Annotated in this window: 18 protein-coding genes, 1 tRNA gene and 1 pseudogene; 8 read left to right on the top strand and 12 right to left on the bottom strand. The window is 63.5% G+C overall.

Features of this window, described 5'->3' with window-relative positions:
* Positions 1–252, bottom strand: a pseudogene (locus EOA23_RS17785) (hypothetical protein); the annotation flags it as partial.
* Positions 253–394: 142 nt separating this feature from the next.
* Between EOA23_RS17785 and EOA23_RS17780 the strand changes: the two are divergent.
* Entirely contained in the window at positions 395–1,408 is a 1,014-nt protein-coding gene (locus tag EOA23_RS17780; RefSeq protein WP_127305091.1) for a sugar-binding transcriptional regulator, read from the top strand.
* Positions 1,409–1,699: 291 nt separating this feature from the next.
* Here the strand turns inward: EOA23_RS17780 and EOA23_RS17775 are convergent, their stop codons facing one another.
* The 6 genes from EOA23_RS17775 to EOA23_RS17750 form a co-directional block, all read right to left on the bottom strand.
* Positions 1,700–2,650, bottom strand: a complete 951-nt coding sequence (locus tag EOA23_RS17775) for a proline iminopeptidase-family hydrolase (protein WP_127305090.1) — start codon at positions 2,648–2,650, stop codon at positions 1,700–1,702.
* A gap of 447 nt (positions 2,651–3,097) precedes the next feature.
* A tRNA-Pro gene (locus tag EOA23_RS17770) sits at positions 3,098–3,174 on the bottom strand.
* Positions 3,175–3,228: 54 nt separating this feature from the next.
* Positions 3,229–4,512 carry an O-antigen ligase family protein gene (locus EOA23_RS17765; RefSeq protein ID WP_127305089.1) on the bottom strand — a complete coding sequence of 428 codons (1,284 nt, stop codon included), beginning with the start codon at positions 4,510–4,512 and terminating at the stop codon, positions 3,229–3,231.
* Positions 4,509–6,044, bottom strand: a complete 1,536-nt coding sequence (locus EOA23_RS17760) for an undecaprenyl-phosphate glucose phosphotransferase (RefSeq protein ID WP_127305088.1) — start codon at positions 6,042–6,044, stop codon at positions 4,509–4,511. The genes EOA23_RS17765 and EOA23_RS17760 overlap by 4 nt, the downstream gene beginning before the upstream one ends.
* Positions 6,045–6,141: 97 nt before the next feature.
* Complete coding sequence (locus EOA23_RS17755; RefSeq protein WP_127305087.1) at positions 6,142–7,272, bottom strand: glycosyltransferase family 4 protein; 1,131 nt, start codon at positions 7,270–7,272, stop codon at positions 6,142–6,144.
* A 9-nt stretch (positions 7,273–7,281) separates the two neighbouring features.
* Positions 7,282–7,845: a polysaccharide biosynthesis/export family protein gene (locus EOA23_RS17750; RefSeq protein ID WP_040983193.1), complete on the bottom strand. Its 564-nt coding sequence runs from the start codon at positions 7,843–7,845 to the stop codon at positions 7,282–7,284.
* On the opposite strand from EOA23_RS17750, the gene EOA23_RS17745 reads away from it, so the two are divergent.
* The 3 genes from EOA23_RS17745 to EOA23_RS17735 all read left to right on the top strand — a co-directional run bounded on the left by EOA23_RS17745 (position 7,844) and on the right by EOA23_RS17735 (position 10,974).
* Positions 7,844–8,026 carry a hypothetical protein gene (locus tag EOA23_RS17745; RefSeq protein ID WP_127305086.1) on the top strand — a complete coding sequence of 61 codons (183 nt, stop codon included), beginning with the start codon at positions 7,844–7,846 and terminating at the stop codon, positions 8,024–8,026. The two genes, EOA23_RS17750 and EOA23_RS17745, sit on opposite strands and share 2 nt — an antisense overlap.
* Before the next feature lie 82 nt (positions 8,027–8,108).
* A complete protein-coding gene (locus tag EOA23_RS17740) occupies positions 8,109–10,358 on the top strand; it encodes an exopolysaccharide transport family protein (protein ID WP_127305085.1) in 2,250 nt (749 codons plus the stop codon).
* Positions 10,359–10,539: 181 nt separating this feature from the next.
* Positions 10,540–10,974, top strand: coding sequence for a peptidylprolyl isomerase (locus EOA23_RS17735; protein ID WP_127305084.1), 435 nt, complete (start codon positions 10,540–10,542; stop codon positions 10,972–10,974).
* 19 nt (positions 10,975–10,993) lie between these two features.
* Here the strand turns inward: EOA23_RS17735 and EOA23_RS17730 are convergent, their stop codons facing one another.
* Positions 10,994–12,223 carry a GNAT family N-acetyltransferase gene (locus EOA23_RS17730; protein ID WP_127305083.1) on the bottom strand — a complete coding sequence of 410 codons (1,230 nt, stop codon included), beginning with the start codon at positions 12,221–12,223 and terminating at the stop codon, positions 10,994–10,996.
* Between the two features lie 91 nt (positions 12,224–12,314).
* On the opposite strand from EOA23_RS17730, the gene EOA23_RS17725 reads away from it, so the two are divergent.
* Complete coding sequence (locus EOA23_RS17725) at positions 12,315–13,373, top strand: polysaccharide deacetylase family protein (protein ID WP_127305082.1); 1,059 nt, start codon at positions 12,315–12,317, stop codon at positions 13,371–13,373.
* A gap of 30 nt (positions 13,374–13,403) precedes the next feature.
* On the opposite strand, the gene EOA23_RS17720 is transcribed toward EOA23_RS17725, so the two are convergent.
* Positions 13,404–13,619 (bottom strand): DUF2842 domain-containing protein, encoded by a 216-nt coding sequence (locus EOA23_RS17720; RefSeq protein ID WP_042643947.1) that lies wholly within the window; start codon positions 13,617–13,619, stop codon positions 13,404–13,406.
* Positions 13,620–13,770: 151 nt separating this feature from the next.
* Between EOA23_RS17720 and EOA23_RS17715 the strand changes: the two genes are divergently transcribed.
* The gene (locus EOA23_RS17715; RefSeq protein WP_127305081.1) at positions 13,771–14,862 is read left to right on the top strand and encodes a COX15/CtaA family protein; all 1,092 of its coding nucleotides are present in this window, start codon (positions 13,771–13,773) and stop codon (positions 14,860–14,862) included.
* A 62-nt stretch (positions 14,863–14,924) separates the two neighbouring features.
* Here the strand turns inward: EOA23_RS17715 and argC are convergent, their stop codons facing one another.
* Positions 14,925–15,857: an N-acetyl-gamma-glutamyl-phosphate reductase gene (gene argC / locus EOA23_RS17710; protein ID WP_127305080.1), complete on the bottom strand. Its 933-nt coding sequence runs from the start codon at positions 15,855–15,857 to the stop codon at positions 14,925–14,927.
* A gap of 29 nt (positions 15,858–15,886) precedes the next feature.
* Positions 15,887–16,888, bottom strand: a complete 1,002-nt coding sequence (speB, locus tag EOA23_RS17705; RefSeq protein WP_127305079.1) for an agmatinase — start codon at positions 16,886–16,888, stop codon at positions 15,887–15,889.
* Positions 16,889–17,013: 125 nt separating this feature from the next.
* Between speB and EOA23_RS17700 the strand changes: the two genes are divergently transcribed.
* Both EOA23_RS17700 and EOA23_RS17695 read left to right on the top strand, forming a co-directional pair.
* Positions 17,014–18,228 carry an acyltransferase gene (locus tag EOA23_RS17700; protein ID WP_127305078.1) on the top strand — a complete coding sequence of 405 codons (1,215 nt, stop codon included), beginning with the start codon at positions 17,014–17,016 and terminating at the stop codon, positions 18,226–18,228.
* 94 nt (positions 18,229–18,322) lie between these two features.
* Positions 18,323–19,381 (top strand): glycerophosphodiester phosphodiesterase family protein, encoded by a 1,059-nt coding sequence (locus EOA23_RS17695; RefSeq protein WP_127305077.1) that lies wholly within the window; start codon positions 18,323–18,325, stop codon positions 19,379–19,381.
* Positions 19,382–19,568: 187 nt separating this feature from the next.
* On the opposite strand, the gene EOA23_RS17690 is transcribed toward EOA23_RS17695, so the two are convergent.
* Positions 19,569–19,886: aldo/keto reductase (locus tag EOA23_RS17690; protein ID WP_189341631.1), on the bottom strand; the 318-nt coding region annotated here is incomplete at its 5' end.

Below are 19,886 nucleotides of genomic sequence, written 5' to 3'. Positions count from 1 at the left end.
TTTCACGGTCGTTCCGTCGACCTTGAGCGGCCGGGAATGGGGAACGAAGGATTCGGCGATCGTCAGCGCGTCGTCGACAGCGCTCGCGGCGTGGCCGAGCAGGCTGCGGCCCGGAAAGGGAGGCAAATTCCCGGCTATATCATGAGACGTCTCGCCGGCGCTGTCGTGCCGGCTCTGGCGAATGGCGTCGCGCAGTTCCCGAAGCCGGTCCTTCAGGTTGGCGCGGACGTCCTCGGAGATTTGTCGCAGCATCGCCAATTGCCTCGAAATGCTGAAGTCGCTAACGGCTCGGGGGCGCCAGTCGCCCCTCTCTAGATTGTTCGTGTCGATTGGTAGATCAATAGACCATATTTAACCAGTACGCAGAATCGGCGACGGCATCGCGGAGGGGAACTTGGGCAGGCGACGGCAGGGCGAAGCTGAAAACGGCAAGGCGACAGCGGAGGCGGCCGAGCAGGTCGTCAATGAAAGCCGTACCGACCGGCTCAGGATCCGCGCCGCCTGGATGTATTTCGTCGAGCAGATGACACAGAACGAGATCGCCGACGTGCTCGGCGTCGGCCGGGTCACCATCGTGCGCATGCTGGCGGAGGCGAGGGCGCGCAACGAGGTCAAGATCACCATCGAAAGCGAGCTCCTGGAGATCGTGCGCCTGGAGCGCGCGCTGGAAAAGACCTTCGGCCTGCGGCAGGCACTGGTGGCGCCGCTCTCCGACCCCAACGCCGATCCGATCCCGGCGATCGCCGCCAAGACCGGCATGTTTCTGTCCGACGCCATGAAGTCCGGCATGCGGGTCGGCGTCGGCTGGGGCGTCACACTGTTCCACACCTTGCCTTTCATCAGCGCCAAGTCGCTGACCGACTTCAGCGTGATCTCGCTGCTTGGCGGCGTCGGCGTCGCGCGACGGGTCAACCCGGCCGAGTTCGCCTGGCGCTTCGCCCAGATTTTTCAGGGCGACGGCTATCTGATGCCGACGCCAGCCGTCGTCGACAGCGTCGAGACCAAGATCGCGCTGGTCGAGCGCTGCGGCCTGCAGGAGATTTTTGCAATGGCCGACGCGCTCGATGCGGTCCTGCTGAGCGTGGGCGGCATCGCTTCGGCCACCACCTTCTCGCGCGGCGGCTTTCTCAAGGAAGCGGACCGGGAGGCCCTGCTTGCGCGTGGCGCCGTCGGCGACCTTCTGTTCCATTTCTACGACCGCAAGGGCGACCTGGTCGACCATCCCGTCAACAGTCATGTGATGTCGGTGGATGTCGATCGCCTGCGCAAGGCTCCGATCCGAATCCTGACCTCCGGCGGCGCGGAGAAGACGCAAGCGCTGCTCGGCGCAATGAACCTGATCGCGCCGACCGTGCTCATCACCGACGAGGAAAGTGCGCGCCGCATGCTGGCTGGGCATGCGGCATGAATTAGGCGACGGAAGGGCTTGCCCGTTCCGCAATTGAACCGCGGAGGAGCTTGCGGGCAGGCTCCTCCATCAGGATGAAGACGGCGACTGAAATAACGATCAGCAAGGGCTGATACAAAAGCCGTCCGACTGGCGCGCCGTCGGACGCTAGGTGCGCAGGTCAGCGGTTGGCGGGATGCGCTGGCCGGATCCGATCGCTCCGGGATACGCGCCAGCGCCTTCAGGTATCTCGACTTAGGTTGTCAAACTAGGACGAAGGGTCAAACCGATCAGTGGCGGAGACATAGTCCATCAGACTGGACCATCACGGACCTGGGTATCTTGTCTGAGAGGGTCGCCGCAAAACGCATGTTCGTCGAGGAAGGATTGCAGTATTGTGAAGTAGGCTTCCGGTTCCTCTAGGAATGGCGAATGTGAGCTGTTGGGAAAAACCACCATTCGGCTGTTCGGGAACATCTGCTGCATCAGTCGCGAACAGGCAGGAGTCAGAAGGTCGTGCTGGCCGCACAGCAGCAGCGTCGGCTGGCTAAGACGATGCAGTTGACCGAGCCTATCCCAGCCCTTCAGGTTGCCTGTGAACACAAAGTCGTTTGGCCCCTGGATGGCATTGAAAACGGCGGTGTTGACGTTGCGGACCGAGCGCAGCAGGGGTTCTGGTACAGTCTCGAGACGGCAGATATGGCGGTGCGTAAGAAGCTCGATGGCAGCCTGGTAGTCCGGATGGTCGAATCTGCCTTCGGCCTCGCAATGTCGCATCATGGCCGCTGTTTCGCTGTCGAGCGCGTCGCGTAGCATATCCAACTGTTCCGTTAGGTGAGGAATGCTGGCCGCGCCGTCGACGATGATCAATGTCTTGATGGCGTTCGGATGGGTCAGCGAATATTCGATGCCGAGCATGGCACCCCAGGACTGTCCTAGGAGATGAACCTTGCCGAGATTGAGAGCATTCCTAACGATTTCAACCTCGTCGACATAGCGGTCTATGTTCCAAAGCCTCTCATCGTCGGGTCTGTCCGAGGCTCCGCAGCCGAGTTGGTCGTACGTGACAACGCGATATCGACCGTCAGCCAGCCATGAGTGGGTATCCCGAATATAGTCGCAAGACAGCCCCGGTCCGCCATGGAGGCAAAAGAGAACCTCTTCGCCGTTGCCGAAGCTGTAAGTTGCAACTTCGTAGCCATGCACCGGAATGCGCACGACTTCCTGTGGATGCGGTTTAAGGTCTCCCCGGTGCGTATCCATTCCGTCGTCCACCGCTTCTGATCCGTCGACACCGGAACCTAACCCGGTGACGGGGCGGACGATAGGGGCTGGTCGGCAGGGCGAGTGAACTCGCCTTTGTATGGTGGGTAGGCGCGTCGTCGGAACATTCGCGGAGATGGTCTTCAAGGAATGCTTCTCGAATTAACGGAGCGCTAAGCTGGTCGATGGGTGCCGTTCATACTCTGCAGATGCTCAGGACCCGCCAGGGATAAGCCAGCCAGAAGCCCCGGGCTGCCGACGCTGCTCTGTCCCAATCGCAGTCGTGCTCGTCCTCAAGGGACGCTCCGCGGGACGCGCGACGGCCGCTCCCGGGATCGGGCTTGGGTTCCAGACAACCCTTACAGCGCAAGGTGGCATGGTTGCGCGGAATCGGTCGAGTCGCTCTCCGGTCGATGAAAGCCCTGGGGCCAAGTCTCAGGTAGAAAATGGTCGGAGTGGCCGGATTCGAACCGACGACCCCTTGACCCCCAGTCAAGTGCGCTACCGGGCTGCGCTACACTCCGGACCGGGTGGCGATGTATCTTGATAACCCTATGCGGGTCAACCGAATTCGGTGCCTATCGCGCAGGTGAAATTGCAAGAACGGATGCGGGCCTCGCCGGCCGCAAATTCCGCTGATGCCGGTACTCCAGCGCGATGGCGCCCCAGACCAGGCCGAGCAGCAGATAGAGATGGCGCCAGTGGTCGATGTCGATGAAGGTTCCGAGGCCGATATTGCCGAGATAGGCGACATAGGCGCAGAGCAGATAGGGCTGCCATGGCCGGTCGCGCAGAAGGATGCGGAAGCCGGCGCCGATCGTCCATAGGGTTAGCGTCAGGAACGAGACGAAGCCAAGCCAGCCATAATCCATCAGCGCCTTCAGCCAGATGTCGTGCGTGTCCTCGCCATAGATCGTACCGAAGACCAGCGGGCCGATGCCGAACGGATGCTCGATAGCCAGCTGGAAGCCGATCGCGTAGCGGGCGAAGCGGCCCAGCCGCGCCGAATCGTAGCTCTGCTCGAGCTGCGCCCGCTGGGTGAACATGTCCGACACGCCGGGCAGTTGCAGGATGATGAGGAAGGCGATGACCAGCAGCGCCACGGCCGCGATCGTCATCACCACGACCCGCAGCCGAAACTTGCCGCTGGCGCTCTGCAGGAAGAGGCACGCGGTGAGCAGCACCGCCGACACCGCGAACATGCCCCAGGCGCCGCGCGAGAAGGAGAAGAAGATGCCGGCGGTGATGATGAGCAGCGGCATGGCCAGAAGCGGCATGCGCGGCACCGGGCCGGTGAGCAGCAGGTAGAGCAGGTAGGTGCCGGGCAGCACCAGGAACGGCCCGAACACGTTCGGATCCTGGAAGGCGCCGGCGGCGCGGGCGTATTTGGTGAACATCTCCGCGCCGGGAAAGACATGGAAATAGCCGGCGATGCCGAGCAGCGACGTCGCCACCGCCGATACGACATAGGCGATGAAGATCAGCCGGTAGAGGCTGGGCTGGACCGAGGTCACCGAGGCGAAGAACACCGCGCTGAAGGCCAGGAACAGCGAGACGGCGAGATAGAGCGGCGTGTTGGCGAGATCCGCCATCTGCGTCATGGCGATCATGCCGCCGATGTTCATCGCCACCAGCAGCACCAGCAAGGGAACGATCGCGCGCGAGATTCGAAGGCCGAACAGCGCCCAGACCGCGATCAGCCCGGCCATGTATATCTCGTAGGGCGCGGGCTCGCTGATGACGAAGCCGGAGAGCAGGATGCCGATGCCGATCGCGGCCGACGCGATCAGCGAGATCAGCTTCGCGTTGACCGCCGAAGGCGGCAATGCTCGCGGCTGCAACTCATGGGCGACGGCGCTCAATAGGCGTTTTCCGTGTTGAGCAGGCGGATCGGCGTCAGGAACAGGATGCGCAGATCGAACAGCATCGACCAGTTCTCGATGTAATAGAGGTCGTATTCGGTGCGCATGCGGATCTTTTCGTTGGTATCCATCTCGCCGCGCCAGCCATTGATCTGCGCCCAGCCGGTGACGCCCGGCTTCACCTTGTGGCGGGCGAAATAGCCGTCGACCACTTCGTTGTAGAGCAGGTTGTGCGACTGCGCGGCGATGGCATGCGGGCGCGGCCCGACCAGCGACAGCGAACCGAAGAGCGAGTTGAAGAACTGCGGCAGTTCATCGATCGAGGTCTTGCGGATGAAACGTCCGACGCGGGTGACGCGCGGATCGTTCTTGGTCACCGTCTGCTTGGCGGTCGGATCGGACCTGTCGGTGAACATCGAGCGGAACTTGTAGACCTCGATGATCTCGTTGTTGAAGCCGTGCCGCTTCTGCTTGAACAGCACCGGCCCCTTGCTGTCGAGCTTGATGGCGATCGCCGTGGCGAGCATCACCGGCGAAAAGAGGATGATGCCGACAAGCGAGAAGACGATATCGAAGGCGCGCTTGGCGACCGAGTCCCAGTCGTTGATCGGCTTGTCGAAGATGTCGAGCATCGGCACGGAGCCGATGTAGGAGTAGGCGCGGGGCCTGAACTGCAGCGCGTTGGAATGCGCCGAGAGCCGGATGTCGACCGGCAGCACCCAGAGTTTTTTGAGCAACTGCAAGACGCGCGATTCGGCGGTCAGCGGCAGCGACACGATCAGCATGTCGATGCGCGCGATGCGGGCGAATTCTATGAGCTCCGAGATCGTGCCGAGCTTCGGATAGCCGGCGACGATCGGCGGCGAACGCTTGTCGTTGCGGTCGTCGAAGATGCCGCAGATGCGGATGTCGTTGTAGGGCTGCTTCTCGACCGAGCGGATCAGCTGTTCGGCGGCCTTGCCGCCGCCGACGATGAGGGCGCGGCGTTCCATGCGGCCATCGCGCGCCCAGCGCCGTATGAGCCTGGACATCACCAGCCTCAGGCCGAAGATCAGCACGAAGCCGACCACGAACCAGGTGCCGAACAGCAGGCGCGAATAGTCTTCCGACGCCTTGATGGCAAAGGCGGTCAGCGCCATCAGCGCGAAGCTGCCGGCCCAGACAAGCAGCACCCGGCCGAAATTGGCCAGCGGGCGCATCAGCGCCGCGATCTGGTAGCAGTCGGTGACGTCGAGCAGCACCACGGCCAGGAACGATGTCGCCGCGATCGCCAGCGGGTATTGCCAGGCCAGATAATTGAAGAAGCCGACATAGTAGAAATAGACGCCGAGCCCCGACAGGAACAGCAGCGCGAACTCGACCATGCGCAGCACGCCGCTGACCATGATCGGCGACATGGTATCGCGCCGGTATTGCGAGGCGACCTGGCGCGCCACATCGTTGATGCCGCCGGGCTTTTCGCTTTCGGCGGGAGCGTCGTAGTTGCGCACCGCATCCATGGAAAAGCGGCGTGCGGGGTCGATCTCATTCATGGAACTGTCCGCGAGCTTCGCGCAATTGCTTAGCAAAAGAGAGCTAAGAAAGGCTTGAAACAACCCGTGGTTTTGAAGCTGTTGTGCGGTTGCGAACCTACTTGTTCAGCGCCGCGAAATAGGCCTTCTCGATCTCGGCCGCCATCACGTCGGCTCCGAATCGGGCTTTGAGCTCGTCCGCCTGCGGCATCGCCTTGCGATACGCATCTAGGTCTTTGAACGCCATGCCGATCTTGCCGGCAAGTTCGACGGGATCCGGCCGGATCAGGGCAGGCGAGCCCTCGCCGAAGATTTCCGGAATGCCGCCGACCGCGGTCGCGATCATCGGCATGCCGGCGGCCAAGGCCTCGAGCACGATATAGGGCATCGCCTCCGCGCGCGACGGAACCACGACCAGCTCGGCCAGGGCGAAAGCTTTCCTCGCCGGCATCGGCGGCAGGAAGCGAACGCGGTTCTTGAGGCCGAGCCGCTCGACCTGCGCGTGGTAGCGCGGCAGGTCGTCGCCATCGCCAACCATCACGGCGCTCAAGGGGCGTTCAAGCTCACTGCCGGCCAAGGCCAGCGCATCGATGAAGATATCCGGACCTTTCAGGTCGCGCATCATGCCGATGTACAGGAAATCGGCGGCATCCGCCGCCGTAGCCACCGATTCGAATTCCGCAGCGCGCAAGCCGTTATAGACGAGCCGGTTGGGTATGGGCGGCTCGCCAACCTTGCGCCGATAGGTCTTCCGCTCGTAGTCGGAAACGAACAGCAGGCAGTCGCTGAAGCGCGCCATGAAGCGCTCCAGGCCGAAGAACAGCTTACCTGTCGCTGTTGTTTCGTCATAGTGGAGAGAGCCGCCATGCGGCGAATAAAGGCGGGCCACGCGAGACCTTGAAACCCGCAACAGTGAGCCGAACAGCCGGGCATAGGCGCCACCCTTGGCGCCATGCCCATGCAGCACGTCCGGCCGCAATTCCTCAATGATTCGATAGGTGCGCCAGGCCGAGGCGAGGTCGCCCGGCCCGACATGACGCTGCATCGGCGTGCGATGGATGCCGAGCGCCAGGCTTTCCTTCATCGCCTCGAACAGCCGTTCTTCGTAGTCGCCGCCGGTCGTCGAATCGCAGACGATGCCCACCGCATGGCCGGCGGCGACCTGAGCCTCGGTCAGGTCGCGCACATGCCGGAAGATTCCCCCGACAGGTGAGCGGAAGCAGTGGACGATCCTGAGGTTCACCGTCACGACGGCTTTTCAGAACAGGCGTTCGCGAACGTAGACGGTGTCGCCTGGCAGCAGCGGATCGGATGTCAGCACCCGTCCTGTCATCACCTTGCCGTTGATGTCGCGGGTGATGTCGACGCTCTCCTGATTGGCGCGCGGGGTGAAGCCGCCGGCGATGGCGACCGCCTTTTGCACGGTGAGCCCCGGCACATAGGAATACTGGCCGGCAGCGCCCACTTCGCCCATCACGAAGATCGGCCGGTAACGGTCGATCTCGACCGAAACGTCGGGATCGCGCAGATAGCCCTGGCGCAATTTGTCGGCGATCTCCTTTTCCAACTGCTGCGCGGTGTGGCCGCGCGCCGGCACGGCGCCGACCAGCGGGAAGGAGAGGTAGCCGGACTGGTCGACGCTGTAGGTGTTGGTCAACCCGTCCTGCTCGAACACCGTGACACGGACCCGGTCGCCTGCCCCGAGCCGGTAGGGCTGGTCGAGCACTTCATGGAAGGCGGCGGGCGTCGGGCGATAGCTCGAGCAGCCGGTCAGCAGCGACAGGGCAAGCAAAGCGCGAAAGAGGGAAGCAGTGCTTTTCATGACCGGCCAGGAACCTTCATCGCTCTTGCCGCAAGCCGCGGCACAACCCCAGGAATGTGCGACCGTTATCATCCTGTTAGGGTTAATGGGCGGTAAAGGACGGCGGCCGGGCAGCGTGCTGATCGGTAAAAAGCGCAATTGTTCTATTGCTTTCGCCGGATATTCTTTGAGGATTGTCTAATAAGTGTGCATTCCGATCTTAACGGGTGAGTTACCATAGTTGTTTACGGTCCATCCTCGACTCAAAGTTCGGAGCAGGATGCATGTCCGTTCAGTCCGCGGCCGCAGATGTCGATGTCGACCTGAAACAGCTGTTCGCCAGCCTGGCGAGGAACTGGCTGCGCATTGTTCTCGTTACGCTGGTGGTCACCGGGCTCGCCTTTGCTTTGGCCTGGCTCGCGACGCCTTATTACAAGGCGACAGCCAAGCTGGAGATCGGCTCGCGCGAATCGGAATACACCAGGCCGCCGGGCACCAACGATGACGACAAGCCGATTCTCGACGAACAGGGCGTGGCGACTCAGGTCCAGATCATTTCCTCGCCCGATATCCTCAAGCAGGTCGCGACCAAGCTCAACCTGGACAAGCTGCCGGAGTTCGATGAAACGCTGAAGATGTCGGCGCTCGGACGCATCCTCGTTCTCGTCGGCTTGAAAAGCGATCCCTTCGATATTCAGCCGGAAGAGCGCGTGCTGAATGCCATGCACGACAAGCTCAATGTCTACGCCGTCGAAAAGACACGCGCGATTGCAATCGAGTTCTCTTCGAAGGATCCGAAGCTTGCCGCCGATATCGCGAACGGCATTGCCAACGCCTATATCGCCTCGAAAGGCGACGCCAAGCTCGAATCGAACGCCGCCGCCACCGACTTCCTGGCGCCGGAGATTGCCGATCTGCAGAATCGCGTGAAGGACGCCGAGGCCAAGGTCGCGGCCTTCCGCGCCCAGTCAGACCTTCTTATGGGCGGCAACAATGCGGTGCTGCCGACTCAGCAGCTCGCCGAGCTGTCGAGCGAGCTGTCGCGCGTGCGCGCCAGCCGCGCCGCCGCCGAGGCGAGTGCCGAGAGCGTGCGCCGGGCGCTGCAGAATGGCGGTTCGCTGGACAGCGTGCCGGAGGTTCTGTCCTCCGAGCTGATTCAGCGCCTGCGCGAGCGGCAGGTCGAACTCCGGGCCAACATTGCCGACCTTTCGACGACTCTGCTGGACAATCATCCGCGCATCCGGGCGCTGAAGTCGCAGCTTGCCGACCTCGACGGCCAGATACGCAACGAGGCGCAAAAGATCATTCGCGGCCTGGCGGCGCAGGCTCAAACGGCCAAGGCTCGCGAGGATCAGCTGCTCGCGGACGTGAACACGCTGAAGGCCGCCTCGGCGCGCGCCGGCGAACAGCAGGTGCAGTTGGATGCCTTGCAGCGCGACGCGAACGTTCAGCGCCAACAGCTTGAATCCTATATGGCAAGTTACAATGCGGCGGCCTCGCGCAAGGACCGCAAATACTCGCCCGTCGCGGCGAGCCTGATCGCGCAGGCGCAGGTGCCGTCGCAGCCTTATTTCCCGAAGATCGGGCCGATCACCGGGGCCGCCGCCGCCGCTTCTCTGCTGCTGATGGCGATCGGCACGCTGCTTGCCGAGCTGTTCTCCGGTCGCGCCATGCGTCCTGCCCCCGGTGCCCGGTTTGAGAACATAGAGCAGGTGGCAATGCCTGTCGCGCGCACGGAACCGCCGATCGATGACCAGCGTCGTGCTTTCGCTCCTTACGAGGAAGTGGCGGCCGGGCATTCGATCGCCGAAGCGGAACTCCCAAGCCCGGCCGAGAGCGAGCCGGTGGAGGTTCATGCCCCCTCTGCCGGACCCGCTGACTCCGTCGTCGGGCCTTCTCAACCCGGCAAGTCGGCGCTCGAGCCGCGCCAATCCCGGCTCGGCGAGATCGATGTCGACAAGGCGGCGGAGAAGCTGATCGCTTCGGGCGCGGCGCGCGCGATCTTCGTGTCGCCCGAAGGCGACGAGGCGGCCGCGTCCGCCGTGCTGGTGGCGCGCGAAGTCTCCGACGCTGGCCTGCGCGTGTTGCTGCTCGACCTGACTGCGTCGGGCGCGGCATCGCGGCCGATGCTGGACTCGAGCCTCTTCCCCGGCATCACCAATCTTCTAGCCTCCGAGGCGCAGTTCAGCGACGTCATCCATCCCGATCTCTATTCGGATGCTCATGTCATTCCGGTCGGCACCGCAGACCCGGTCCGCGCCATGCGCGCCGCCGACCGGCTGCCCATCATCATGCAGTCGCTGACCACGGCCTACGATCTCGTCGTGGTCGAATGCGGCCCGGCCGATGCGCAAGGCATCAGCCGCCTGGTCGGCGATGGCACCGAAGTCTTCCTGTCGATGCTGGAAGCCGACGACCAGGTGACCCAGGCCGCGGTGAAGCTGATCGAGAACGGCTATCCCGACGTCACGCTGGTCACGCCGGTCGGTCATGAGCCGGGCGATCCATTGCCCGGGCGCCGGTCGGCCGCATAAGGCCGGAGGCCGACAAGGCTGTCCTGCGTTGCCGCTGCATTTCTCGGCGGCTCCCGCACTTTACATCGGCGGCAAGGCTCCTAGTTTCGATATTTCGCGCTGCGCATTCTGATGCGTGGATGATCGAGAGCGGGACCGAGATTCCTAGGCCGGCCCCCAAAACTCCCAAAGGATGGCTGCTATGACACAGGCCAAGAACGGCGACACCGTACGCATCAACTACACTGGGCGTCTGGTGGACGGCACCCAGTTCGATTCTTCCGGCAATGAACCGCTGCAGTTTACACTGGGTGAAGGACAGGTAATTCCTGGTCTCGAAACCCATGTCGAAGGCATGGAGGTCGGCACGAAAAGCACCGTCACAGTTCCCGCTGACGCCGCTTATGGTCCCCATCGCCCCGAGGCGGTCGTAACCATCGACCGCGCCGCCGTCCCGGCAAACATCAACATCGATGTTGGGACCCGATTGCAGGCTCGCACCCGCGAGGGACGTCCCATGCAAGTGACGGTCATCGGCGTCGACGATGCCAGCGTCAAGCTTGACGGCAATCATCCGTTGGCCGGAAAGGACCTGGTATTCGACGTTGAACTGGTCGAGATCGTTCAGGCGGCGTAGCTAGCGACTCTCACCTGGCCTAGCTGTCGTCCTCGGCTGCGGCAGGCGCTGCCTGTCCGGCAGCCTTGCGGCGCAGCATCTTGGTCACCCTCCAGATCGTCGGATTGTTCTTGATGAAGGCCTTCGCCCGCGCGCCTTGCCGCAGCCCCGTCGCCAGCGCGCGGCCCTTCAGCGTCAGCGGCGCGAGCACCTCGAAATGCTGAACCTCGATATCGCACCAGAGCCGCTTGTAAGGCTCGTCGCCGACGGAGAAGTCGTAGACATCAAAACCCTGCTCGCAGGCTTCCTGGATGTTATCGAAGAACAGGAAGTCGCCGGGGCTGGTGAAGGCAAGATCATCCTCGGCGATGGCGCCGAACTCGCAGATCAGCCGCTTGCCGGACCGGCTGGAGCCGGTCACCGCGCGCAGCTTTCCCGCCACCTCCAAGCCGTGCAGCAGGAAAGGGGGCTTTTCCTCAGCCAGCGCATCGGTAAACAGCGCCCGGAAGAAGTCGCGCACTTGCCTGTCGCCGAAGACATTGGCGATGCCCATCTTGGCGAAACGCGCTTCCTTCATCTCGATGAAGGCGTCGAGCAGCCTGTCGACCTCCTCGCGGCTGCCGGCCTCGATGCGGCGGAAGGTTCCGACTGCCTCGAACTTGCGCGTCTGCGAGCGGTGCTTCTTGCGCTTGCGCTTGCCGCTCGCGCGCGACAGCAACGCGTCGAACCCGCCGTCGAGATCGATGGCGAGCGCGATGTTCGGACTCGCGAAATTAGGCAGCGCTGCGAACGGGTTGGCGACGCCATCGAGGTTGGGCAGCAGCCTTTCCAGCGAGATCAGGTCGATATCCGGGCGCACCCTGGCGATCGCCTTGAACATTGAGCGGATCGCCGAAGCGTCGATGGCGGGCAGAAAGCGCGGATCGGCCGCCGCGAAATTGCCGTTGGCGTGACGCCCGCCGGCGAAACGGGCAAGCTTGAACGGGCCGCGTCGCACGACTTCCAGCGCTAGCGAAAGCGCCGGGCGGGCATCACAAGTCAGCGTGGCGACAACCATGTCGGTGCCTGTCGCGGCTGCCCAGTTGTTCACCCAGGATGCGCTTTGCGCGGGCGCAAACAGCGCCGAGGCGCAGAATTGGATGTAATCGGCAAGGCCGGCACCGTCGCTTGCGGCAGTGGTCCATCGACCCTGATCGGCTCGCATGGAGCGCGCGGAAATCTCGTTGGCCGCGACCCGGTTGCCGTCAAATGACGCGGCGGCGTCAACCATCCCTCAATCCTTAAGACGTATTGGTTCCGACTTGGGGGTTCGCATAGGCGAATGTCGTGCTTGGATGAGCCTAGGCGCAAAAGGTGAAGGAATGATCGACGGGGGCGAGGCAATCCGGAAACTGGCGTTGAACCTTGCCCGCTACTCCGGTCTGGCGCCCTTGGCGCGGCCGTTTGTCGGCGGCATCGGCGCCATCCTGATGCTGCACCGCGTCACCGCGACGCCGGAGAAGCCGAACAGCGTCAATCGGCATCTGAACATTGCTCCCGCCTTCCTCGACAGGCTGATCGTCGACATGAAGGGGAGGGGCTATGCCTTTGTTTCGCTTGATGAAGCGATCGAACGTATCAAGATCGGCAGCAAAGGCGGCCAGTTCGCCACGATCACCGCCGACGACGCCTATCGCGACAACATGACCGAGGCGCTTCCGGTGTTGGAGAAGCACGGTGCGCCGATCACCATCTACGTCGCCCCCGGCCTGATCGACGGCGCCGTCGATCTCTGGTGGGACGTCATCGAGGATATCGTCGACACTAGCTCGCGCCTGACCCTGACGATGGCGGGCAAGCCGAGGGTGATCGATTGCTCGACACGGGGCAGGAAGATCCAGGCCGTCGCGCGGCTGAACGCTTGGCTGACCGTGGAAGTGCCCGAGGAGGAGCAGGGTGCGGCATTGCGCGAGCTTGCCCGATCGAACGGCTATGAATTCGGCACAGGCCGCCCATGCACCTTGATGAATTGGGATGAGCTCCGTGCCGTGGCCGCACACCCGCTGGTGACCATCGGCGCGCACACGGTCAATCATCGAAACTTGAAGCGGCTGTCCGAAACCGATGCGCGCCATGAGATCGGCGACGTCCGCCGCATCCTAGCGGAAAGGCTCGGCGAGGAGCCGCGTCATTTCGCTTACCCTTACGGCTATGCCAGCGCTGTCGGCTGCCGCGAAGTGGGCTTCGCCCGCGACGCGGGCTACGTCTCGGCGGTGACCACGCGGCATGGCGTATTAAGGGCCGAGCATGCCGGCTTCCTGCACGCGCTGCCGCGCATCTCCGTCAACGGCCGCTACCAGAGCGTTGCGCATATCCAAACGATGCTGTCCGGCATCACCACGCCGCTCGCCAATGCCGGCAAGATGGTGGTGACCATCTAAACCAGCCGGCGCCGCTGGCGTCAGCGAGGATCAGCCCTTCGGACGCGGCTCGATGATCAGCCATTTGATAATGGCCATGGCCGGCAGAACCCAGAGAAAGCCGCTGAGCAGGAAGAACAGAAGATGCGCCGTAGGCCCGTATTCGGCGAGCCTTGTGACCGCGACCGCGGAGGCGATCAGCGCATAAATGATGACCAGCGCCACAAGCAGGATGGTTCCGATCAGCTTTTTCAGGCGAATGGGCATGTCGCGGTCTCGTTGACCCGTCTCGCTTAAGCTGAATGGCGTGCGCGTGCAACCACCGCGGCCCGGCGCGACGGCGTGCCGCGCTGTCCAGCCTTGCCACGGCGCGAGCCTTGGTCCACCACTCCAGCGTTTCAATTGCCGGAAAACGTCCATGGCTGCCATCACCGCCACGGCCCCCTATGCCGCACGCGACCGAGACCTCCGTAACCGCGCTTTGGTGCGCGGCTGGCTCTACGTCGTGGTGCTCGTGCTGTTCGCCCTGGTGCTGGTTGGCGGCTCCACCCGTCTCACCGGCTCGGGGCTGTCGATCACCGAGTGGCAGCCGATCCATGGCGTCATCCCGCCGCTCAACGACGCCGAATGGCAAGAAGAGTTCCAGCGCTACCAGCAGATCCCGCAATATACCGAGATCAACAAGGGCATGAGCCTCGACGACTTCAAGTCGATCTTCTGGTGGGAGTGGGCGCACCGCATCCTGGCGCGCAGCGTCGGCGTGGTCTTTGCTCTGCCGCTGCTGTTCTTCTGGGCAACGCGCCGCATCGAGCGCGGGCTCGGGCTGAAGCTCGTCGGCATCCTTATGCTCGGTGGGCTGCAAGGCGCCATCGGTTGGTGGATGGTGGCTTCCGGCCTTGTCGACCACGTTTCGGTCAGCCAGTACCGGCTGGCGACGCATCTGACGCTTGCCGCGCTGATCTTCACCGCCACCATGGCGGTCGCGCGAGGTCTCGCGCCGCATTCGGAGCCTGCCGCCGACCGCTTGACGCAGCGACTCGCCGGCTTCATCGTGTTCCTGACGCTGATCCAGATCTATCTAGGCGGATTGGTCGCCGGCCTTCACGCCGGTTTTTCCTACAACACATGGCCGCTGATGGACGGAAATTTGATCCCGTCCGATCTGCTTCTCCTGAAGCCTGCCTGGGTGAATTTCTTTGAAAATCCGAAGACGGTGCAGTTCGTCCACCGGCTGGGCGCCTATACGGTCTTTCTCGTGGCGCTCTGGCATATGATCGCCACGCGGCGGCGCCAGCCTGGCACCACCCATGCCCGACGGGCCACGCTTCTCTTCGCGCTGGTGGTCGTCCAGGCCTCGATCGGCATCGGCACGCTGCTGATGCAGGTGCCGCTGCACATGGCTCTGACACATCAGGCGATCGCGCTGGTCCTGCTCGGCTTCGCCACCGCGCATTGGCGCGGCACCAAGGGCGCCTATCCGCTACCGACCGAGATAAACGTCAGAAGCTGACGGCCGGCAATGAGTTCGGGAGCGCCGACCTTCCAGCGCTCGGGAAACGCCTGCATTGCCGCTCAGTGCTTGATGCCGAGCATCAGGTCGAGATTCTGCACCGCGGCGCCCGACGCGCCCTTGCCGAGATTGTCGTAGACGGCCATCAGCAATGCCTGCGCCCGCTCGTCATTGGCGAACACATAGACCTTCATCCGGTTGGTGCCGTTATAGATTTCCGGATCGATCTCCGGGATGCGCTCCATATGAGTGTAGGGCGCGACCTCGACCACGCCGGCGTCGATCGACGCATAATGGTCGGCGATCGCCGCGTGGAGTTCGGCGCCGGTCGGCACGCGGTCGAGACCGCCGAGCTGCAGCGGCACCACCGTGATCATGCCCTGCGCGAAATTACCCACCGCCGGCTGCATGATCGGGTCGTGCGACAGCTTCGCATAGGCGCGGAGTTCCGGCACATGCTTGTGCTGCAGCGTCAGCCCGTAGGGCAGGAACTCGGGCGCGTCCTCACCCTTGCCGACATAGTCCTCGATCATCGGCCGCCCGCCGCCGGAATAGCCGGAAATGCCGTTGACGGTGACCGGGAAATCGGCCGGCAACAGGCCGGCGGAGACCAGCGGCCGCAGCGTCGCGATCGGCCCTTGCGGCCAGCAGCCCGGATTGGCGATGCGCTTCGCGCTGGCGATCTTCTTCGCCTGGTCCTTGTCCATTTCGGCAAAGCCATATTCCCAGCCTTCGGCAACGCGATGCGCCGTCGAGGCGTCGATCACCTTGGTCGTGTCGTTCGTGATCAGCGACAAGCTTTCCTTCGCCGCCGCATCCGGCAGGCAAAGGATCGCGACATCGGCCGCGTTGAGGAATTCGGCGCGGGCTGTGGTCTCCTTGCGGCGCTCCGTCGGGATGGAGATGATCTCCAGGTCGCCGCGGTCGGCAAGCAGCGCCCTGATTTGCAGGCCCGTCGTGCCATGTTCGCCGTCAATGAAGATTTTCGGTTTCATCGCTTGTCAAATTCCCTGCGATTCCAATGTCATATGCCGAGAGCATGATTTATCGCGGCATGATTGCCGTTGTTCAACTCTTCCGCCCGTGCCTTTCGTTCCGCCAACAGGCCGAGATAGTGCATGGCGATGATCGATCCGGCGATCGCCGTTATATCGGCATGATCATAGGCCGGCGCAACCTCGACGATGTCGGCGCCGACGACATCGACCTGGCCGAGTTGACGCAGCGTCGACAGCATCTTGGCCGAGGACGGGCCCCCTGCCACCGGCGTGCCGGTGCCTGGCGCGAAGGCCGGATCGAGGCAGTCGATGTCGAATGTGAGGTAGGTCTTCTTGCCGCCGGTGCGGTCGACGATCGCATAGGCGATATCAGAGGCGCGCATTTCCTCGACCTCATGGCCGTAGAGGATTTTTATGCCGAACGTATCCGGCGCATGGGTGCGGATGCCGATCTGGATCGAGCGATCGGGGTCGATGATTCCTTCATTCACCGCGCGGGCGACGAAGGAACCGTGGTCGATGCGCTTGCCGTCATCCGGCCAGGTGTCCTGATGCGCGTCGAACTGCACCATCGCCAGCGGCCCGTGGATCGCGGCATGCGCCTTGAGCAGCGGCCAGGTGACGAAATGGTCGCCACCGAGGGTCAAAAGGAACGCGCCTGATTTCAGGATCTTGGCCGCCTCGCGCTCGATCGTGCCGGGCGTCTTCTGATGATTGCCGCTGTCCAGCAGGCAATCGCCGTAGTCGACCACCGAAAGATGCTCGAATAGATCGCGCGAGAACGGGTATTGCGGATCGTTGTCGAGGATCGCCGAGGCGCGGCGGATCGCCTGCGGCCCGAAGCGGGCGCCCGGCCGGTTGGTGACGGCGGCGTCGAAAGGAATGCCCCATACCACGGCGTCCGCGCCCTTCACGTCCTTCGTGTATTTGCGCCGCATGAACGACAGCGCGCCGGCATAGGTCGGCTCGAATGACGCGCCCGTCTTGGAGCGGGCGGTGAAGGCGTGGTCGATCTCTTGGTTCGCCATTACGGGTCCTCGGTTTGCATCGGGGCAGCCACAACTACAGAACCGGCACGCAACATGCCAGTCACAGCTTGCGGAAACGGCGCGGCGCTCGGCGAGTGCCACGGCAACACAGGATCTGTATCATTATGGCTGAGACGGCTCTGCTCAATCTTGTGCCCGCACCAGCGGCGACCCGTGCCGGCACGGCGGCCGGCGAGCGCTTTCTGGTGTTGGATTCCTGGCGCGGCATCTGCGCGCTGCTGGTGGCGCTGTTCCACTTCCCGACGACCTCGATGATTTCGCAAAGCGCGTTTGTCGGCGGCTCCTATCTGTTCGTCGATTTTTTCTTCGTGCTCTCCGGCTTCGTCATCGCCAGCGCCTATGGCAGCCGGCTGAACGAGCAGGACGACCTCGCCCGGTTCGCGCTCGTGCGCTTCGGCCGCATCTATCCGCTGCATCTTCTGATGCTTGCCGCTTTCGCCGGCTTCGAGGCGCTGCGGCTCGTCCTGCCGACGCTGCACGGAACGGGTCCCGCGCCCTTCACCGCCGGTTTCGACCTGAAAAGCCTCCTCGCCAACCTCTTCCTCCTGCAGGGCATGGGCGTCGAGGATCATCTGAGCTGGAACGCGCCGAGCTGGAGTATTTCGGCCGAGTTCTTCACCTATTTGCTGTTTACCGCCGTCGTCTTCACCGCTGGACAGCGCGCCTGGATATGGTTGGTCGCCGCCGCGGTGACGGCGCCGCTTTTCCTGGTGGCGGTCTCGACGCGTCATATGGACGTATCCTTCGACTTCGGCTTTATCCGTTGTCTTTACGGCTTCTCGCTCGGCGCGCTGCTCGCCTGGTTTCAGCACGATTCCATTGCAGAGGCGCGACAGGCGCTTAGCGGCGGGGCAGGGCGCATCGCCTGGACGATTGCGGAGCTTGTGACGATCGCGGGGATCGCGCTGTTTGTCACCATTGCCGGCACCAACGACCTTGGCATTGCGGCACCGGTCGTCTTCGCGCTGGCGCTTTACCTGTTTGCACATGAGGGCGGCTTGGTCAGCGCCGTGCTGCGCAGCCGGCCGATGCTGCTGCTCGGTTCGCTCTCCTATTCGATCTACATGGTCCACATCTTCGTCCAGGCGCGCCTGATCAATGCCGGCGGCCTGATCGAACGCAAGCTCGGGCTCGGCATCGTTGGCGACCTGATGCTGCGGGGTGAGCATGCGACCGGCTTCGGCCCCGGCTCGCCCCTGATCGGTTTTGCGGCTTTGATCGCGATGTTGATCGCCGTCGTCGTCGCGTCGTGGTTCACCTGGCGCTTCGTCGAAATGCCGGCGCTCGCCTGGTTCCGGCGCCTTTCCAAGCGGATTTGACGGACTTCGAAACGAAACAGCTAGCCGGCTTCGTTCACCGCCCTGTCATGGGCATCGCCTAACCGGGTCGCGACCGGAACGGAGCGATTCCCCGATGCGAACACTCTGGCTGAGCCTTTTTCTGTCCGCCGCGCTTGGTGCAATTCCTAACCAAAGTCTAGCCGGCGAGACGCGCGCCGCCCAAATCCTCGATCGCTTCGAGCACGCCAACCAATGGCGCGATCATGTGATGATCGCCGCGCACCGCGCCGGCAGCATGCAGGCCGGCAAGACGCTTTACGCCGAGAACTCGTTGGCTGCGGTCGAAGGGTCGATCGCGATCGGCGCCGAGATCGTCGAGGTCGATGTCCGGCGCGCGAAGGACGGCGAGTTCGTCATCATGCATGACAGCTGGCTCGACCGCACCACCACCTGCAAGGGGGAGGTCGTGAACTACACGCTGGCCGAGCTGAAGAAATGCCGGCTGGTCATCGAGGGCACGGGCGCCGTCACCAACGAGACGGTGTCGACGCTGCGCGAGATGCTGCTGACGACCAGGGACAGGATCCTGATCAACCTCGACAACAAGCTGGAGGTGACCGACCTGCCGGGCATGGTCGCGGAGGCGCGCGACCTCGGCATGGCCGACCAGGTGATCGTCAAGGAGAACCTCTGGAACCGGCAGCGCATCGATGCCGCCAGTGCCGCGCTTGCCAGGGCAGGCGGCGGCTTCCAGTTCATGCCGATCCTCGCCGACGACGTCGTGCATGATGCCGCCTTCGCCGATGAGGTCGACAAGGCGTTCGCGCCGCGCGCCATCGAATTGATCAACTGGCGCAACGGCGCCGAGACGCTGACCGCCTCTGGCGGGCCGCTGTTCAGCAACCATATGCGCGCGGAAGCCGCCCGCGGCGATTGGCACCTTTGGGCCGACACCTACGCCATCGTGCACAAGCCGGGCGGCTTCCTGGCTGGCGGCCGTGGCGACGAACTCGCCGTCGCCGCCGGCCTGCCGCGCGAAGCCTGGGGTTTCTGGGTCGACCGCGGCGCAACGATCATCCAGACCGACGAGCCGAAAGCGGCGATCGAGTGGCTGGCGGCGAATGGCTATCGGGTGCCGTACACTACAGATGTCAGGCAAGCCGAGCCGGCGCATACGGCGAGTATTAATTGAGCGAGGCGCTGGAACTGCGATCTCCCCCTCGAGGGGGAGATGGCCGGCAGGCCAGAAGGGGTCGTCTCACGTAAATCGCCGGCGTGGCCCTGCGTCGCGGAAGGCGCTGGCGCTCCACGCGAAGCGACCCCCTCTGTCGCCTTCGGCGACATCTCCCCCAGAAGGGGGGAGATTAGCTGATCGCGGCTTACGCAGCTTTCGCCACGCCATCGAGCTCGCTCAACACATCAGCCGACAGCTCCAGCTCCGCGGCTGCCAGATTCTCCCGCAGATGCGCGACCGAAGAGGTGCCCGGTATCAAAAGGATATTTGGCGAACGCTGCAGCAGCCACGCCAGCGCCACCTGCATCGGCGTCGCGCCGAGCCGGTCGGCCACGTCGGACAGCGTCGAGGATTGCAACGGGCTGAACCCACCGAGCGGGAAGAACGGCACATAGGCGATGCCGTCGCGAGCCAGCTCATCGATCAGCGCGTCATCGTCGCGGTGCGCCAGGTTGTACTGGTT

Origin of the sequence: Mesorhizobium sp. M2A.F.Ca.ET.042.01.1.1 (assembly GCF_003997405.1) — a bacterium.
GTDB lineage: Bacteria > Pseudomonadota > Alphaproteobacteria > Rhizobiales > Rhizobiaceae > Mesorhizobium.
The sequence above is the reverse complement of the archived record's forward strand: the minus strand, read 5'-3'. Positions and strand labels throughout refer to the sequence as shown.

Coding starts and splice junctions, on each gene's coding strand:
- EOA23_RS17725 (WP_127305082.1), top strand. CDS start 12,315: ATGATCGACGGGGGCGAGGCAATCCGGAAACTGGCGTTGAACCTTGCC.
- EOA23_RS17700 (WP_127305078.1), top strand. CDS start 17,014: ATGGCTGAGACGGCTCTGCTCAATCTTGTGCCCGCACCAGCGGCGACC.
- EOA23_RS17750 (WP_040983193.1), bottom strand. CDS start 7,845: ATGAAAAGCACTGCTTCCCTCTTTCGCGCTTTGCTTGCCCTGTCGCTG.
- argC (WP_127305080.1), bottom strand. CDS start 15,857: ATGAAACCGAAAATCTTCATTGACGGCGAACATGGCACGACGGGCCTG.
- EOA23_RS17715 (WP_127305081.1), top strand. CDS start 13,771: ATGGCTGCCATCACCGCCACGGCCCCCTATGCCGCACGCGACCGAGAC.
- EOA23_RS17730 (WP_127305083.1), bottom strand. CDS start 12,223: ATGGTTGACGCCGCCGCGTCATTTGACGGCAACCGGGTCGCGGCCAAC.
- EOA23_RS17745 (WP_127305086.1), top strand. CDS start 7,844: ATGACCGGCCAGGAACCTTCATCGCTCTTGCCGCAAGCCGCGGCACAA.
- EOA23_RS17720 (WP_042643947.1), bottom strand. CDS start 13,619: ATGCCCATTCGCCTGAAAAAGCTGATCGGAACCATCCTGCTTGTGGCG.
- EOA23_RS17740 (WP_127305085.1), top strand. CDS start 8,109: ATGTCCGTTCAGTCCGCGGCCGCAGATGTCGATGTCGACCTGAAACAG.
- EOA23_RS17695 (WP_127305077.1), top strand. CDS start 18,323: ATGCGAACACTCTGGCTGAGCCTTTTTCTGTCCGCCGCGCTTGGTGCA.
- speB (WP_127305079.1), bottom strand. CDS start 16,888: ATGGCGAACCAAGAGATCGACCACGCCTTCACCGCCCGCTCCAAGACG.
- EOA23_RS17775 (WP_127305090.1), bottom strand. CDS start 2,650: ATGGATACGCACCGGGGAGACCTTAAACCGCATCCACAGGAAGTCGTG.
- EOA23_RS17735 (WP_127305084.1), top strand. CDS start 10,540: ATGACACAGGCCAAGAACGGCGACACCGTACGCATCAACTACACTGGG.
- EOA23_RS17760 (WP_127305088.1), bottom strand. CDS start 6,044: ATGAATGAGATCGACCCCGCACGCCGCTTTTCCATGGATGCGGTGCGC.